This is a genomic window from Streptococcus oralis subsp. dentisani, assembly GCF_002096685.1.
GTDB lineage: Bacteria > Bacillota > Bacilli > Lactobacillales > Streptococcaceae > Streptococcus > Streptococcus oralis_AD.
The window spans coordinates 1-17100 of sequence record NZ_NCVA01000040.1; the positions used below are offsets into that span (position 1 = coordinate 1).

Below are 17100 nucleotides of genomic sequence, written 5' to 3' on the forward strand. Positions count from 1 at the left end.
GAAAAGGCGGTGTCTTAACCCCTTGACCAACGGACCTTGAGCTTTTCAACTCTTTCTATTATACCTACTTTTCCTACTTTGTCAAGATCTTTTTTGCCTATTTTCAGTTTATCTAAAATCACTCAATACCACTCTTAATTCTCCTAGAAGCGCCTTGCGTCCTTTGAAACATTCTCCTCCCATTAGACGGTCAAGTTGTTCTTTTTTTCTTCCCCCTGACTTGCCTTGTAATTCTTTAGAAGCTCATGAAAGAGATAATAATCATCTAGTCTCAGGCCTTTTTCTCCTAGACGATGACTGATTTCGCTCACCTCCTCATAAGGCTCTTTGTCGAAACGGCGCTTGTGACTTTCCTGTTTACGGATGGAGTCTAAGATGCGATTGCGGAATTTGGTTTTAAAGCACACATATAATCGGCGACGTTCACCAACTAGTAACTCTGGATGGTGACTGACCAGCTCATACAGGCACATCATCCCCTCCTGGTCCCAGTCTTCTTTCTCCCACAGATGTAAATGGTATTCTTTGCGGCACTTATGGACAATCCCTTTACTTTCTTCGTATAGTTCTTTCAGATTCATAGACCTCTCCTTTCTGCATTTAGTTTAACAAAATGCATCAAGCCTTTGATCTACTTCTCCTCTTCTGTACTTCTCGTTGCCTCAACTGCATACAAAAAGAGAGGCCTGGCCTCTCTGGGGTTATTTTTCTTCACTCATTTTTGATTTTACTTCATCATAAGATAGGGCATGTGATTCCTCTTCTACTGTCTCAGGCATTTTTCCTGTTTCGTAAAGAGATTTAATTTGAGTACTATCCAATGTTTCGTATTTCAACAATGCCTCTGCAATCAACTTGTGGGTTTCACGATTTGATTGAATAATTTCAGCTGCTTTGTTTCGTGCTTCATTTAATAATGAACGCACTTCCTCATCAATCTCATAGGCTGTTTGCTCTGAAATTGATTTTTGAGGACTTTGTGCACCAAACATAGCATGATTACCTTCGTATTGAACTGGACCAAGTTTTTCACTCATACCGTATTCAGTAACCATTGCACGCGCCATCTGTGTAGCTTGTTCAAAATCATTGGAAGCTCCTGTAGTTTGGACATTAAAGATAATCTCTTCAGCTACACGACCACCCATCAAACCTGCCAATTGCTCTTTCATATCTTCTTTAGAAAGAAGCATTTGGTCTTCTTTAGGAAGTGCAATCATGTATCCGCCTGCACGTCCACGTGGCACGATGGTCACTTTATGAACAACACGAGCATTTGACAAGACTAAACCAACAATGGTATGTCCAGCCTCATGGTAGGCAACCAATTCACGTTCTCTTTGTGATACTGTTTTATCTTTCTTAGATGGTCCAGCAATCACTCTGTCCTCTGCCTCATCAATATCTGAAGCATCAATGACTGACTTGTTGCGACGGGCTGCAACCAAGGCTGCCTCATTTAGAACATTTTCCAAGTCAGCTCCCACAAAACCTGGGGTTTGTTGGGCAACTAATTTCAAATCAACATCGTCTGCCAGAGGTTTATTTTTAGCGTGAACTTTCAAGATTGCTTCACGACCTTTAACATCAGGACGACCAACCAAGACTTTTCTATCAAAACGTCCCGGGCGTAGTAGAGCAGGATCAAGGACATCTGAACGGTTTGTTGCAGCGATGACGATAATTCCTTCATTTCCCTCAAAACCATCCATTTCAATTAAGAGTTGGTTCAAGGTTTGCTCACGTTCATCATTTCCTCCACCGAGGCCGATACCACGTTGGCGACCAACAGCATCAATTTCATCGATAAAGATGATGGCTGGTGCTGCTTTTTTTGCATCCTCAAAAAGAGAACGAACACGGCTTGCACCAACTCCGACAAACATTTCTACAAAGTCAGATCCTGAGATGCTAAAGAATGGAACTCCTGCTTCTCCAGCAACTGCCTTAGCAAGTAAGGTTTTACCTGTCCCGGGAGGCCCCTCCAAAAGAACACCCGCAGGAATACGCGCACCAAGCTTTGTAAATCGTTTTGGATCTTTTAGGAATTCAACAACTTCGACTAATTCTTGTTTTTCTTCCTCGGCACCCGCAACATCTGAGAATCGTACCTTGATATCTTCTTTGTTAGCAGCCTTAGCCTTGCTACGTCCAAAACTCATTGGATTTCTACTATTATTTCCTCCCATATTTCCCATCATAGAAAAGAGGAAGAAGAAGAGAATAGCAAATGGCACAACAGAGACAAGGATATTGATCCACATACCACTTGAACTCTCATGTTTAACCGTTACCTCAGACTGATGTTCAGAAGCAAGTTTTTGCAATTCTGAAACTGTTGAATCCGACGGAAGAATGGTACTTGAGAATCTTTCTACTTTTGTAGCAGTAGGAGTGAAAAATTGAATCCCTGTTTCTTCTTTACTAGTCTTAGGATTTTTATAAACACCAGACACCTCAATGATGCTACCATTTGGCTGATAGGTCAATTCTTTTACATTGTCTGCTGTAATTTCTTTTACCAATTCTGTATAGTTAATTTTTTCGCTTCGTCCAGCAGTATTTCCAGAGTAAAAATACTGGAATCCTGTCACTAGGAAGAAGATAATTAACAAGTATAGAAATGGATTTCTAACTAAACCATTATTTTGTTTTTTCATTAAAGAATGCTCTTTCTAATTTGAATAAACTTCTTCTTTCAATACTCCAACATAAGGAAGGTTACGATAATTTTCTTTGTAGTCCAAACCATATCCTACTACAAACTCATTTGGAATAGTAAAGCAAGTATAATCTGCCTCAATTTCAACAACACGTCCCTCTGGTTTGTCCAACAAAGTCGCAATTTTAACCGAAGCTGCTTCTCTTGCAATAAACATATCTTTCAAATTCTTCAAAGTTTGACCTGTATCGATGATATCTTCTACAAATAGAATATGTCTTCCCTTGATATCTTGAGTCACGTCTTGCTTGATATTGATCACACCACTACTTGCTGTTCCACCATGGTAGCTAGATACCATCATGAAGTCCATCTCAATATGCGTATCAATATGTTTGACCAATTCAGCCATAAAAGGAATTGATCCTTTCAAAATTCCAATAAGAATTGGATTTTTCCCCTCATAGTCTTTGGTTAGCTGCTCACCTAGCTTTTTAGCTGCTTCTGTAATTTCATCATGTGAAACGAGGATTTTTTTTATATCGTGTTCTAACATCTTTTTACCTATCTATTTTTTCTATATAAAGTACAGTGTTCATTATATCATTTTTCGTGTTTTTACTCAAATCACTGATAGCAATTCCCAAAATTGAGACAATTTCTCCAAATTGCTCAATAATAGGGGTTATTTTTCGTTTTTCAATAGGAATTTTCAAATCTATAAACAAACGTCTCAGTTTCTTTCGATGCCCATTCAGGATAAGAACATCGCCAGTTTTTCGACACCTAATATGTACAGGTGTTTCTCGTGAAACCGTTACTTTTTGAACAGAATCCCCTTCAATAGGGATACCAAAGGAAAATAAATAGCCCATATATCGAACTTGATTTTGATAGTATAACACAAGTTCATCTTCCTTTTCATCGGCCTGAGGACTGATTTTACAAACTCGAAAATATTGATACTCTTTTATCAATTCATAGCCATTTTTAAGAGAATGACGATACTGGCTTTTAGTTGCTAAAATCTGTCGAACTTCGGCAAACTGAGCCTTTGTCAGATTTAAGTCTGGAAATTGATTAAGATAGTTCTGGAGCAAGATTCCTTGAGTTTGTTGAGAGTATGAAAATAGCTCATTCAAATCTTCCACATCAATTTGTTTCGAAAGTTCCGTTATTGTTGCTTGGTAATCTGAAATTTCCCTTCCAAAATCTAAAAGGGCGGATTTAAGACAAGGATTTTCTTTTTCAAGTTCTGGTAAATACCTATTCCGAATGCGATTGCGAAAATAGGTATTTTCCTGATTTGTTTGATCTTCGAAATGAAAAATTAGTGGAAAATCTTTTTTATGAAAATGCAACAAGGGACGGATGATTTCAATATCATCAACGACTTGACTTTCTTTTATTCCTGTTAAATGACGTAGCCGACTTCCGCGAATGAACCGCATCAAAATCGTTTCAACCTGATCATCCGCATGATGAGCAGTAACCAAGGCTGTCGCTCCAACCTCTTTCATGATTTTCCTAAAAAAATCATAACGAAACTCTCGAGCACGCGCTTCTGAAAAGTCTCCTGAAAAGCTTGTGATATAAATAGGAAGTCCAGCTGCATCAGCTAACTTTCTTAGTTCATTTTCCTCCCAGTCAGACTCACTTCTCTGCTTGTGATTGACATGTGCTAAAATCAACTCAATTCCCAACTCATTTTGATAAGTAGACAATAGCTGGAATAAAAACATCGAATCCAATCCACCAGACAGAGCTAATACGACCTTAGAATGTTTTTTGAAATACTCTTTTCTGAGAAAATGATTTAAAAAATCCTGCTCCCTCATTTTAGAACCTCATAGACATCCTTGGCTATCTTAGTAATAGTGTCATAATCAGAATTTTTGGTGAAAATGGAAAGAACGAAAGGAGAATCCGTATAGATAATCGCAGTGTCATGTTTAAACTCGTCGGCATCTCCAATTTTGTGAGCTACCTTAACCGAAACACCTTTCGCAATTCGTTGGTTATCAAAATTCGTCTTGCTTAGAGACTCTAGTACAAAGCCATTCTGATTATAAATAGCTTCCATGACCTTTCCAGCCATTTTTGAAGAGGCTAATTTATCATTCACATCCCAATCTTCACCCATAATGGTGGACATTTTTTCTTTAAAAGCCCCGTCAGATTGATTGGTCACATAATAACCTAAAATATTATGAGCAACATTGTCAGACTCTTTTGTTATCTTGGTAATTAACTGTTGGAGACTGTAATCTTTGTTGTCTCCTGTTTTAGGTAAACTACCACTACCTTCTGGTTTATAGGATCCGGGAAAGTTATTCACTTCTGGAATATACTTGAAGCTGCTATCCAGCGTATATTCCCCTTGATTTATCTTATCTTGAGCGTAATAAAGATAGGCTAGTTTCAAAATACTAGCTGCATAGAGTTTGCTGTCTTCATTCACCCCAGCCTCTTTACCTGTACTCAGCTGTTTAACATAAACAGAATAATTTTCATTCTGATAGTTGCTTGACAAGACTTCTTGAACCTTCTGGATACGATTATCTTCTTCTGAAACAAACTCTTTTGATACCCACCCAATTTGATCAATATGAAGAAATTCTTGTCCCTCAGCAAAGAGGGTTCTATCCACTGTTACGCGTTGATAGGGAGAGAGGGATGAAGAAATTTCTTTAGCACCATAAGGACTGTTATAGATGACAAAACCCGGGTCCAACCATACTTGTCTATTTTGAGTTTGAACTTGACTTTGATCATAGACCAAGCGCTTATCTGCAAGAATAAACTGGTGATTATCTAATTTAAAAACAGGAATACCTTGTCTATTCAAACGCCATTCTACGATTTTAAAGGTGGTTCCAGGAGTCAATTTTCCAGACTCCTTAATCAAATCCTCATTTGCATAGATAGCCGTTTCTCTATAAACCATTGGCGATTCAAGGGTTTCTTTATAGTAGAATCCATGATCAGACTCAGTTAGATAATAAATTTCTTGTGAAGAGTAAGGAAGCTGTTTTTCTGTGCTAACTACTCTTGAAGTTATGATAAAAACAGATAGTAGCGATAACACTACTAAGAACTTACGCATTCTTCCCTTCCCTTTCTTCTTGTAATCGTAATAAATGATTCTTAGTTGCTAATTCCTCTAATTTTTCATCTGATAAACTTAAAAACTGCTCAACAACTTCTAATAAATTTTCCATGACATTACCTCGGAAGCAAATCAGGAATTGTATAAATTGCTTCTCGTTTCTTTGAGTAATAGTACTTGGCGCGTGCATATTTTGCTACATAGTCTTCATCTTTCAACTTTGCAGCAAAAGCAGATTCCTTATCCTTTTCATCACTAAGAGTTTGGTACTGCTCTTTCAACTCTGTCAATTGCTGACGGCGTTGCAGTAACTGATCATAGCTTTGGGCCAAGTTATAAGTTGGTAAAATAAACAACAAAATCATCAAAATAAGGACCCAACCCATAAAACGATTCCTCTTTTGTCTCTCCTTCATCAGGTAACGACGACGTTGATGTTCATTTTGAATAAAAGAATTATTCAATTGTACAATATTCTTAGACATTTTCTTCTACCCGTGTTTCACTGAGAATTTCATACATGCCTGCTGCATCTTCTTTTTTTGTACTATCTTTTATCTCTAGTACTTTAACAAGTAACAACTTATTTCCAAAGCGAATTTCCACTTGGTCATCAACTTTCAAATCCGTTGAACTTTTGGCCAAGATTCCATTCACCTTAATTCTACCTTTATCTGCTACTTCTTTTGCGACTGTGCGGCGCTTAATAATTCGTGATACTTTTAAATACTTGTCTAATCTCATTTTTATTACCTCAAATTATTATTGTACCATTTTTATCCTTTTTATAGAAGAAAAATGTCAGATGAGATTTGCTTTCTTTGATTCTTTTATCTCCAATAAACTTTCTCCAAAAATCAGCAGACCTTCTAAAATTTCATAATCCTTCTTGTTTCGGACATCAAATACGACTTCCATTAATCCCTTATTCTCAGCTATGGCTGCCTTTAAGTTCGTTGCAGATAAGGCTTTAAAATAATCTTGAGCCAAGAACAGTCGTTGAGTAATTTTTTCAAATTGAACTGTAATCTTATTTTCTTTTCTCTCCACACGTTCTACAAAGACCTTATCCAAGTATGATTTGACCAAACCAATCTCTAAAAGATAAGCCACCACATCTGGATATTCTCCAAAACGATCCATCAATTCTTCTTGTAGTTCTTCATAGTTGACACGGTTGTCAATTTGACGAATTTTCTTGTAAATCTCAATTTTATGTCGTTGGTCAGAAATATAAGTATCAGGAAGATAGGCATCGATTTGTAAAACCAACTCAGCATTTCCTTTACTTCTTGTGTTTCCATTTCCATTACGTTTAGCGATAGCTTCCTCTAGTAACTGAGAATACAATTCAAAACCAACAGAATCAATGAAACCAGACTGGGATTTCCCTAATAGATTTCCTGCTCCACGAATAGAAAGATCTCGCATCGCAATCTTAAATCCTGAGCCCAATTCTGTAAATCCTTTGATTGCTTCTAATCTCTTCTCAGAGACTTCACTGATTGATTTTTCTGGGCGATACATAAGATAAGCATAAGCAATACGATTGCTACGACCAACTCTTCCTCTTAATTGATACAAGGTTGACAAGCCCATATGGTCTGCATTTTCAATAAATAAGGTATTGGCGTTCGGAATATCAACTCCTGTTTCAATAATAGTAGTTGTTACCAAAATATCATATTGTCCTTCAATAAAGTCCAATAAAGTGTTTTCCAACTGAATTTCACTCATTTGTCCATGAACATATCCAATCGAAGCCTCTGGAATCAACTCCTGTAGCTCTGAAACCTTCTGGTCAATCGTGTCAACTTTATTGTAAAGATAGTAAACTTGACCTCCACGCTCCATTTCACGCAAAACAGCATCACGAATCACACTATCATTCTTTTCCAAAACATAGGTTTGAACAGGATAGCGATTAGTTGGAGGAGTTTCAATAACAGACAAATCACGGATTCCCAGCATAGACATATGAAGGGTACGAGGGATTGGTGTTGCTGTCAAGGTTAGAACATCTACTTGTTTTTTTAGTTCTTTCAAAGTTTCCTTATGCTTGACACCAAATCGTTGTTCTTCATCAATAATCATCAAGCCCAAATCAGAAAACACAACATCTTTTGACAAAACACGATGCGTTCCAATCAAAATATCAACTTGACCATTCTTTAATTTTTCAAGTGTCTCTGCCTGCTCTTTTTTACTTCTAAAGCGACTCAACACATCAATATTAACAGCAAAATTTTGGAATCGTTCCTTAAAATTCGTATAGTGTTGTTGTGCTAAAACCGTCGTCGGAACTAGAACGACCACCTGTTTGTGATCATTGACCGCCTTAAAGGCAGCACGCATTGCAACCTCAGTCTTCCCAAAACCAACATCTCCAACCAGAAGTCGATCCATGGGATGAGAATCTTGCATATCTTTCTTGATTTCCTCAATACTACGAAGTTGATCATCCGTTTCAACATAAGGGAAGGCATCATCAAAAGCATGTTGATCTTCATCATCAGCTGAGAAAGCAAAACCCTTCAACTGACTACGTTCAGAATAGAGTTTGATTAAATCGTCAGCTATATCCTCTACCTGGTTCTTAACTTTTTGCTTGGCCTTTTTGAAATGACCATCATTTAATTTATTTAGTTTAGGAGGTTTCCCATCACTTGAAACATATTTGGACAGTAACTGAATCTGTTCTACTGGGATGGAAATTTGGTCACCATTTTGATACTGTAAACTGACATAATCACGGTGAATGCCTTTGATTTCAATTGTTTCGATTCCTAGATATTGACCAATTCCATGGATATGGTGAACAACGTAGTCCCCTTTTTCAAGTTCATTATAATCTTTTAATCGCTCTGCATTTGAAGCATGTTGTCTTCTAAAACGACGTTTTAATTTCTTTTGAAAAATCTCATGTTCAGTAATCAAGAGAATTTTTTCATCTACAAAATGAAAACCATGTCTTAGATTACCTTCAATCAAGTTTACAGATTCTTTACAGATACTTGACTTATTTCTAGAATCCAATTTGATCTGGTATTCCTCTAAAACATCCTCCAATGTTTTACTTCCCATTGAATTGCTAGACTGCAAGATAATAGTGTAGTCCATTTTTTTATATCGCTCAATTTCTTCTTTAAGAAAAGAAAACTGATTGAAGAATTCTTGCATGGGGTATTGATTAAATTGATAAATGTGATCAAACTTGAGATTTCCTAAGCCCTTTTGCAGATTAGAGAAAAAGGTAACTGGACTTTGTTTTTTATAGGTTTGCTCTGTATCTGCAAAATACTGCATCTCAGAAAATGATTTACCATTCTGTAAATCTTCTGTAAAGTATTGCGCTAATTCTCTTTCAAAGGCTTCATACTGATTCATCAATTTTTGATAATCATCAAAGAATACTGGTATATCTTTTTCAATATAATCAAAGACAGTCCATGTTTTATCGTAACATAAGGACAAAAACTTGCGACTATCTGAATGTACTTGTTTTTGATGAAAACTTGATAAAATTTCTTCTAAATAGGATTTTAAAATTGGTGATAGAGTCTTCGAAAGTTGCTTTTCTAAAGCTGACTGACCTCGTTGATAATCCTTTTCTCTCAAAAGCATATCACTAGCTGGAAAGATGGCAAGTTCTGTCTGATTTTCTTTTGATAATTGTGTTTCGACTTCAAAAGTACGAATACCATCTACTTCATCACCAAAAAACTCGATTCGGAAAGGTTCTAACTGAGACATCTCAAAAATATCTAAGATATCTCCTCGAATACTAAACTCACCTTGGGTCTGTACTTGAGTAACTTTTCGATATCCAATTTCCTCTAACCGGTGAAGTAGCTCGTGTTGGTCATATTCTTCACCAACCGTAATCTTTATAATACTTTCTTTAAATCTAGTCGGAGAGGGTAAAATCAACCGACTCGCTGCGATATTACAAACTAAAATCCCTTTCTTAGACGGATCACTCAAAAAACGCAAGGCTTCAACCCGCGAAATGATTTTTTCTTGCGAAGACATCAAAAACTCTACCATAGGAGAGTCATCTACCAAAAAAGGATAGACAAGTTCCTCTCCTAAGATAGAAAGAAGGTCACTGATAATTCGTTCTGCTTCACCATAAGTCGAGGTCAGTAACACAACCTTATTTTCTTTTTCTAGACTGCTTGCAATTGCAAGAGCCTTGGTAGACGTTGATAAACCAAGTATTAGTTGTCTTTTCTTATCTATCAGATTTTGATGCCATTTTTTTATCTGGTCATTTTCTGAGAATAAATCTAATAAAGTCACCATTTAGCCGTTATACCTCTGCATTGTTTTCTCAAAGTTTTTCTTTTGTAAATAGTAATTTACAGCATCGTCAACCTTGTCAATAGACTGTAAAATACCCACATAGTCATCCTGATCAAACTTACTTAAAACATGATGAACAACTGACATGCCTTTTTTAGGTCTTCCAATACCTATTTTAACACGGTTAAATACCTGAGTCCCTATATGTTGAATGATAGACTTGATACCATTATGGCCACCTGCTGAGCCCTTTGCTCTTAAACGAATTTTCCCAACTTCCATGTCAAGATCATCGTAAATAACGAGTAAATCTTCAATATCCAAACCATAGTAAGTCAATAAAGCATGAACTGCTTTTCCACTTTCATTCATAAAGGTCGTTGGTTTGACCAGATAAATTTTTTCTCCATTGAAGAAAAAAGATGCTAGGTCAGCTTGAAATATCTTGTCATGTGTAAAGGTGACATTTTGTTTTTTAGCTAGTTGGTCAATCAACATAAATCCAACGTTGTGCTTGGTTTCAAAATATTTATCCCCTGGATTTCCTAATCCAACAAGTAATTTAGTCATTTATTTTCCTTTCAAAAGCCAAAAGGGTTGGAATTTTTTTCCAACCTAATTGACACTATTTGTTAAATGTTATTAGACATTAAAGCGGAATTCCATGATATCGCCATCTTGAACAATATATTCTTTTCCCTCTTCACGCAAGCGTCCAGCTTCTTTTACAGCCTTTTCAGATCCGTATTTCACTAAATCCTCATATGACATGGTTACTGCACGAATAAAGCCTTTTTCAAAGTCTGAGTGGATAATACCAGCTGCTTGAGGAGCTTTCATACCACGCTTAAAGGTCCAAGCGCGAACTTCTTTTTCACCAGCTGTGAAGTAAGTTCCAAGTCCAAGTAAGTGGTAAGCAGCTCGAGTTAATTTATCAACGCCTGATTCTGTCAAGCCAAGTGCTTCAAGAAACTCTTGCTTATCTTCATCATCTAACTCAGAAATTTCTTCCTCAGCACGCGCAGAAATAACTACTACTTCTGCATTTTCTGTCGCTGCAAATTCTCGAATTTTTTTAACATAGTCGATAGAATCTGGATCTGAAACCACATCCTCATCCACATTAGCAACATAAAGAACTGGTTTAGTGGTCAAAAGGAAGAGTCCTTTGACTACTTTTTGTTCCTCATCTGTGAATTCAATGGTACGTGCTGATTTTCCATCTTCAAGAACAGGTTTAATCTTTTGAAGAACGTTAAACTCTGCTACTGATTCTTTATCTTTTTGCGTACGTGCCATCTTTTCTACACGCGCATAGCGTTTATTTACTGACTCTAAGTCAGCAAGAATCAACTCTAGATTAATGGTATCAATATCTGCAAGTGGATCCACAAAGGCGTCTTCACGTCCTTGCTCGCGCATCACATTTTCATCATCAAAAGCACGAACTACGTGAACAATCGCATCTACCTCACGGATATTGGCCAAGAATTTATTCCCTAGCCCTTCTCCTTTTGATGCTCCTTTTACAATCCCTGCAATATCTGTAAATTCAAAGGTTGTTGGGACTGTCTTTTTAGGGGTAATCATTTCCGTTAGTTTTTGTAGGCGTTCATCTGGAACTTCCACCATCCCAACATTTGGATCAATAGTCGCAAATGGGTAGTTTGCCGCCTCTGCTCCTGCTTTTGTAATTGCATTAAAAAGGGTTGATTTACCAACGTTTGGCAAACCAACGATACCTGCTGTTAAAGCCATAGTTTCTCATTCTCCGTTCTCATTTCAATCCCTAACATTATAACACAAAAAGGGAAAACTTGCTAACCCTCTAACTAAGGGTTCTTAGTCAATAATCTTATTCATTTTTCGTTCAAAATCATAGCGACTCATCATGACAAGGTGGTCACAATTGCTACATTTGATTTTGATATCTGCCCCTACGCGTGTAATTTCCCAACGATTAGCTTTTTTTCCTGTTGATTTAATTGTGCAAGCATGTGGTTTTTTCATCTCAACAAAATTTCCAACTTGATACATACTACTCTCCTTTTCTTTTTTGATTATATCATAAAAGAGGCGAGCCAGGCTCAACCTCTTTAACTTAATTTGTACGAACTGGTGTGATGAGCTGCATGAAGTCTTCGTCAGTATCTGCTGGCACAAGAGTAAATGGACGAACAGCTGAGATAAAGCTGATAGTTACTTTTTCACTATTTAAAGCCTTGAGAGAATCAATCAAGTAAGTCGGGTTGAAACTAATGGTCAAATCATCACCAGTAACCTGCTCAGTATCGATTTCTTCGTTTACTTTACCAACTTCAGGAGAATGAACATGGGCGCTAACAACACCACCTTTAATTTCAAGCTTCACAGTACCATTTTGAGTCGCACTTGATAAGAGGCGAGCACGTTCCATAGATTGACGCAAATTAACGACATCAAAAGTAATTGTAGTGTTAAAGTCTGTTGGAATCAAGCGATCTGTATCAGGATAATTACCTTCTAGGAGACGAGTGTAGAAGCTAATATTTTCGCTTCTAAAGAGGATTTGGTTATTTGCAAAGAAAATCTCCACAGTTTCAATATCATCCGTAAATACAGCTGAAAATTCTCGTAGAGAACGACTAGGAATCACCACATCAAAATCATCACCATTTTTTTCAAGAGTCAATTTCTTCTGGCTAAGGCGATGAGAGTCTGTCGCAACTGTTTTTAGTTCCTTGTGTTGGCTCAAAACAAAATGGACACCAGTCAAAATTGGACGACTTTCTTGCGTACTTGCAGCAAATGCTGTTTCATTGATAATTTTCTTGAGTAGTTTGGTTTCAAGAACCAAAGGTGTGCTTGCTGAAATTTCTTGGATTCGTGGGTACTGTTCGCTATCTTTTCCTTTTAGGGTAATTTCTGATTTGCCACTGGTTAAGACAATTTGTTTTTGTTCAATCTCTTTGAAATCTAGCGTTACATCTGGAAGACTAGATACAACATTGATAAAGAAAGAAGCTTCAAGAAGAATCGAACCTAAGGAAGTAATCAAAAGACCTGCATCTTCATTCTTTTGAGAAATGAAATTTTCAATGGAAATTTGACCATTTGAGCCAATTAAAGTAATACCTTCATTGGTAACATCAATTTTGATGGTTGATAAAATTGGAATAGCATTTTTGGAGCTAATTGCTCGTTTTGTGGTATTTAGGGCTTGTAGAAATAAATTTTTATTAATTGAAAAATGAATCATGGATTCTCCTTTATTTATTTTTAGTATTAGAAGGATAATAGAAATAATAGAGTGTGTGAATTCTGTGGAAAACTGATTTCTATTTAATGACTTCAAGCTTTTTAGCTTGTTTAAAAAATGTGGATAAAAAAGATAAGAAAGGAAAAGTTATCCACAAGCTACTTAATTTTCTTTTTGATTGCTTCTATTTCTAAACGTAAATTGTCGTCTTCGTCAATCAAGGATTTAATTTTAGCATGGGCATGAATAACGGTGGTGTGATCCTTTCCTCCGAATTCTTTTCCGATTTTTGGAAGACTATTATCTGTCAGTTCTCTAGCTAGATACATAGCAACCTGACGTGCCAAAACGATGTTTTGAACTCGTCTTGTACCCTTCATTTCTTTGACACTCACTCCATAAAAATTCCCCACTTCAGTTTGTATTTTGTCAATTGGAATGACTAGCATTTGGCTAACATCTTGCTTGCGCGCTCTAATAGCTTCTGCCGCAATATCAATGCTGATATCCTTAATCTTCTTCACTCTGGCAATTAAAGTGATATCGTTGATCGCTCCTTCAAGTTCTCGAACATTTGAATCGAATTGACCTGCTAGGTATTCTAGTGTATCGCTTTGAAAATTATAGTCCAAATGTTCCGTTTTACTCTGAAGAATGGCGATACGTGTCTCAAAGTCAGGTGGTGTGATATTTTGAGTCAAGCCCCAGCTAAAGCGCGTGACAAGTCTTTCCTCAAGGCCCTCTAAATGTTTAGGACTTCGGTCACTAGTCAGAACGATTTGTTTTTGATTGCTATGAAGAGCATTGAAGGTATTGAAAAATTCTTCTTGAGTTGCAACCTTTTTACCACTGAGAGATTGGATATCATCAATTAGTAAGAGATCAAGGCTTCGGTAAGTTTTTTTAAATTTTTCCATTTCCCCGAGCCTCAGGTGTTCAAGAAAATCATTGATAAAACTTTCAGCAGGAATATACTTAACCCGAGCTTCAGGAATATTTTTTAGAATTTCATTTCCGATAGCATTCAGTAAGTGGGTTTTCCCTAGTCCAGGACCACCATAAATGAAAAGGGGATTATAAGTCAAGGCGAGGTCTTCGGAAACAGCCAGAGCAGCAGACTTAGCCCAGATATTCCCATCTCCTTGAATAAAGTTATCAAAGGTATATTTTTCCTTCAATCCTGTTTCAGAATATGGAATAGCAAGATTGGCCTGTGAAGCAACATAATGATTGCTATTTTCAGAATCCATGACATAGGTTGAAGATTCTTCCTCAGGCTTTGTTAAGACAAATTGAGTTTTTATTTCAGTATCATAAACTTCAAAACCAGCAGCCACAATGATATCTTTGAGTTGTTTTTTCCAAACCATTTCCATTTCAGGTCTAGGTAAAAAGATAGTAGCTACATTTTCCTCCACTTTTATGAGCTCAGCAGGTGTGGCGTAGAAATCGTACATAGAACGTGTCAATCTTTCTTGAGCCAATTCCAAGATTTGATTCCAAAATTGTTTTTCTTTCACTGATTATCCCCTCCTTTGCTATATTTGATGTAAAAAGGTTTATTGTTAGATTTATTTTACCATAGATGCTAGCATTTTTCCACAATCTGTGGAAAAGAATCCACAATGTTTACATTCTTTATCCACAGGTTGGGGATAAGTCAGGGATTTCCTTGAATTCTTTGGTTTTTTGTTATAAAAATTAGTGGATAAAATTGTTGATTAAGAAAATAAAAGAACAGCCTTATTTCAGGCTGTTGATAATTCTGTCATATTCTTCTTGACTTGAAAAAGAAATAACAATCTTTCCAGTATCTTTTGTAGAAAGTTTAATTTCTACATTTAATCCAAGTTGTTTTTTTAATTTATCTTCCTCATCTTTAATGAAAGAATCACTTTTTTTCTGCTTCTTTTGTTTTTTCTCTGTAAGAAGTGCTTCTAACTTTCTCACAGAGATATCTTCATTTTTGATTAGTTGAAAGAAATATTCCTGTCGCTCTTTATCCAAACCAACTAGTGAGCGTGCATGAGCTTGAGAAAGTCTACCATTTTCTACTTCAGATAAGATATAATCTGGTAGGGAAAGCAAACGAATAAAATTAGTGATATAAGGACGAGATTTCCCAATTTTATCTGCTATTTCGGTATGAGTATATCCTTTTTCAACTAAAGAGTCATAGGCGCGTGCCTCTTCAACTGGATTCAAGTTTTCTCTTTGTAAATTCTCAATGATAGACTGAATCATCATTTCCTGATCTGAGAGGTGTTTCACAACGGCTGGAATAGAGGTCAGACCAGCCAAGAGAGAAGCTCGATATCGTCTTTCTCCTGCAAGGATTTCATAACCAATTACAGGAGATTGACGAACGATGATTGGTTGGATTAGCCCATTTTCTTTGATTGACTGAGCTAATTCTTTTAATTTTTTTACATCAAATTCTTTCCGAGGTTGGTAAGGATTTTTTTGTATGTCCGAGATAGAAATCAGTTTAAGTTTTTCCATGATTCTACACTAACATATATTTTACTTTCTGTAAAGTTTTCTTTACACTGATGTCAATTAAGATTCTAAATCACTTGTACTTTTATCTAGTTTAACAGTTGTAGTCTCCTCTTTCCCATTTCGATAGTAGGTGATTTTAATGGTGTCTCCGATAGAATGGTTGTAAAGAGCACTCTGTAAATCTGTTGACGAAGAAATCTCCTTGTCGTCAACTTTGGTAATAACGTCGTATTTTTCAAGGTGACCAGATGCAGGCATATTACTTTGAACAGATTTTACCACTACACCAGAAGTTACGCTACTTGGAATATTGAGTTTTCTAAGATCACTAGCTCCGATATTAGCTAAATTAACCATTTGAATTCCAAGAGCAGGGCGAGTCACTTTACCGTCACTTTCAAGCTGTTTAATAATATTTTGAGCATCATTTGATGGAATTGCAAAACCAAGACCTTCGACAGAGGTTCCACCATTACTTGCAATTTTACTTGATGTAATCCCGATAACTTGGCCCTGAATGTTTACAAGTGGACCACCAGAGTTACCAGGGTTAATGGCAGTATCTGTCTGAATAGCTTTTGTAGAAATAGCTTGACCATCTTGAGATTTTAGAGAGACATTTCGATTGAGACTTGAAATGATTCCTTGGGTAACTGTATTGGCATATTCTGAGCCTAGAGGACTACCAATTGCGATTGCAGTCTCACCAACATTTAGTTTGCTAGAATCTCCAAATTCTGCTACGGTTGTGACTTTTTCTGAAGAAATTTTTACGACAGCAATATCAGAGAACGTATCAGAACCGACAATTTCACCAGGAACTTTTGTACCGTCTGCTAAACGGATATCAACTTTTGAAGCTCCTTTAATAACGTGGGTATTTGTCACAAGGTAGGCATCTTTCCCATTCTTTTTGTAAATAACACCAGAACCTTCACTTGCTACCTGTTGAGAGTCGGTATCCGTATCTGTCTCGTCATTTCCAAAAACACTATTTTGCCGATTTGCTGAATAAGTGATGACCGACACAACGGCATCTTTTACCTTGTTAACGGCCTGAGTTGTTGCATTTTCATTTTTGTAGGAAGTCTGAGTAACAGTGTTTGTAGTGTTATTTGTGGCTTGACTTACTTGTTTTTGATAAAGTTGCAGTGTCACAAAACTTCCTAGGGCACCACTCAAAAATCCTATCAGAATGATGATAAGAAAGGTAACTCCTTTTTTGTAAAATTTTTGTAAGTGTTTCATAAACGCCTCCGTTTGTTTTTTATTTGATTAAAGTAT

15 protein-coding genes and 1 pseudogene are annotated in these 17100 nt (G+C 36.6%); all 16 read right to left on the reverse strand.

What is annotated here, in order from left to right; genetic code table 11:
* Positions 1-108 precede the first annotated feature (108 nt).
* The 16 genes and pseudogenes from B7705_RS04500 to B7705_RS04570 all read right to left on the reverse strand — a co-directional run bounded on the left by B7705_RS04500 (position 109) and on the right by B7705_RS04570 (position 17064).
* A pseudogene (locus B7705_RS04500) lies at positions 109-581 on the reverse strand (sigma-70 family RNA polymerase sigma factor).
* A gap of 120 nt (positions 582-701) precedes the next feature.
* Entirely contained in the window at positions 702-2660 is a 1959-nt protein-coding gene (ftsH, locus tag B7705_RS04505; RefSeq protein WP_084948157.1) for an ATP-dependent zinc metalloprotease FtsH, read from the reverse strand.
* A gap of 15 nt (positions 2661-2675) precedes the next feature.
* Complete coding sequence (hpt, locus tag B7705_RS04510; protein WP_084948159.1) at positions 2676-3218, reverse strand: hypoxanthine phosphoribosyltransferase; 543 nt, start codon at positions 3216-3218, stop codon at positions 2676-2678.
* A gap of 4 nt (positions 3219-3222) precedes the next feature.
* A complete protein-coding gene (gene tilS / locus B7705_RS04515; RefSeq protein ID WP_084948161.1) occupies positions 3223-4500 on the reverse strand; it encodes a tRNA lysidine(34) synthetase TilS in 1278 nt (425 codons plus the stop codon).
* Entirely contained in the window at positions 4497-5768 is a 1272-nt protein-coding gene (locus tag B7705_RS04520; RefSeq protein WP_084948163.1) for a serine hydrolase, read from the reverse strand. The genes tilS and B7705_RS04520 overlap by 4 nt, the downstream gene beginning before the upstream one ends.
* Entirely contained in the window at positions 5761-5883 is a 123-nt protein-coding gene (locus tag B7705_RS10075) for an SP_0009 family protein (protein ID WP_000429345.1), read from the reverse strand. Before B7705_RS10075 ends, B7705_RS04520 begins: the two co-directional genes overlap by 8 nt.
* A gap of 4 nt (positions 5884-5887) precedes the next feature.
* Positions 5888-6256, reverse strand: coding sequence for a septum formation initiator family protein (locus B7705_RS04525; RefSeq protein ID WP_084939909.1), 369 nt, complete (start codon positions 6254-6256; stop codon positions 5888-5890).
* Positions 6249-6515 carry an RNA-binding S4 domain-containing protein gene (locus B7705_RS04530; RefSeq protein WP_084948164.1) on the reverse strand — a complete coding sequence of 89 codons (267 nt, stop codon included), beginning with the start codon at positions 6513-6515 and terminating at the stop codon, positions 6249-6251. The genes B7705_RS04525 and B7705_RS04530 overlap by 8 nt, the downstream gene beginning before the upstream one ends.
* 57 nt (positions 6516-6572) lie before the next feature.
* Complete coding sequence (gene mfd / locus B7705_RS04535) at positions 6573-10076, reverse strand: transcription-repair coupling factor (protein ID WP_084948166.1); 3504 nt, start codon at positions 10074-10076, stop codon at positions 6573-6575.
* Entirely contained in the window at positions 10077-10646 is a 570-nt protein-coding gene (pth, locus tag B7705_RS04540; protein ID WP_084948168.1) for an aminoacyl-tRNA hydrolase, read from the reverse strand.
* Positions 10647-10718: 72 nt separating this feature from the next.
* Complete coding sequence (gene ychF, locus B7705_RS04545; RefSeq protein ID WP_001218697.1) at positions 10719-11834, reverse strand: redox-regulated ATPase YchF; 1116 nt, start codon at positions 11832-11834, stop codon at positions 10719-10721.
* 84 nt (positions 11835-11918) lie between these two features.
* Positions 11919-12113, reverse strand: coding sequence for a DUF951 domain-containing protein (locus tag B7705_RS04550; protein ID WP_000285184.1), 195 nt, complete (start codon positions 12111-12113; stop codon positions 11919-11921).
* A gap of 64 nt (positions 12114-12177) precedes the next feature.
* Positions 12178-13314 carry a DNA polymerase III subunit beta gene (gene dnaN, locus B7705_RS04555; RefSeq protein WP_000581146.1) on the reverse strand — a complete coding sequence of 379 codons (1137 nt, stop codon included), beginning with the start codon at positions 13312-13314 and terminating at the stop codon, positions 12178-12180.
* 158 nt (positions 13315-13472) lie between these two features.
* Entirely contained in the window at positions 13473-14834 is a 1362-nt protein-coding gene (gene dnaA, locus B7705_RS04560; protein ID WP_084948169.1) for a chromosomal replication initiator protein DnaA, read from the reverse strand.
* 223 nt (positions 14835-15057) lie between these two features.
* On the reverse strand, positions 15058-15816 hold the full coding sequence (locus B7705_RS04565; RefSeq protein WP_084948171.1) for a ParB/RepB/Spo0J family partition protein: 759 nt from the start codon (positions 15814-15816) through the stop codon (positions 15058-15060).
* Between the two features lie 57 nt (positions 15817-15873).
* Positions 15874-17064, reverse strand: coding sequence for a S1C family serine protease (locus B7705_RS04570; protein ID WP_000681809.1), 1191 nt, complete (start codon positions 17062-17064; stop codon positions 15874-15876).
* Between the last annotated feature and the right edge of the window lie 36 nt (positions 17065-17100).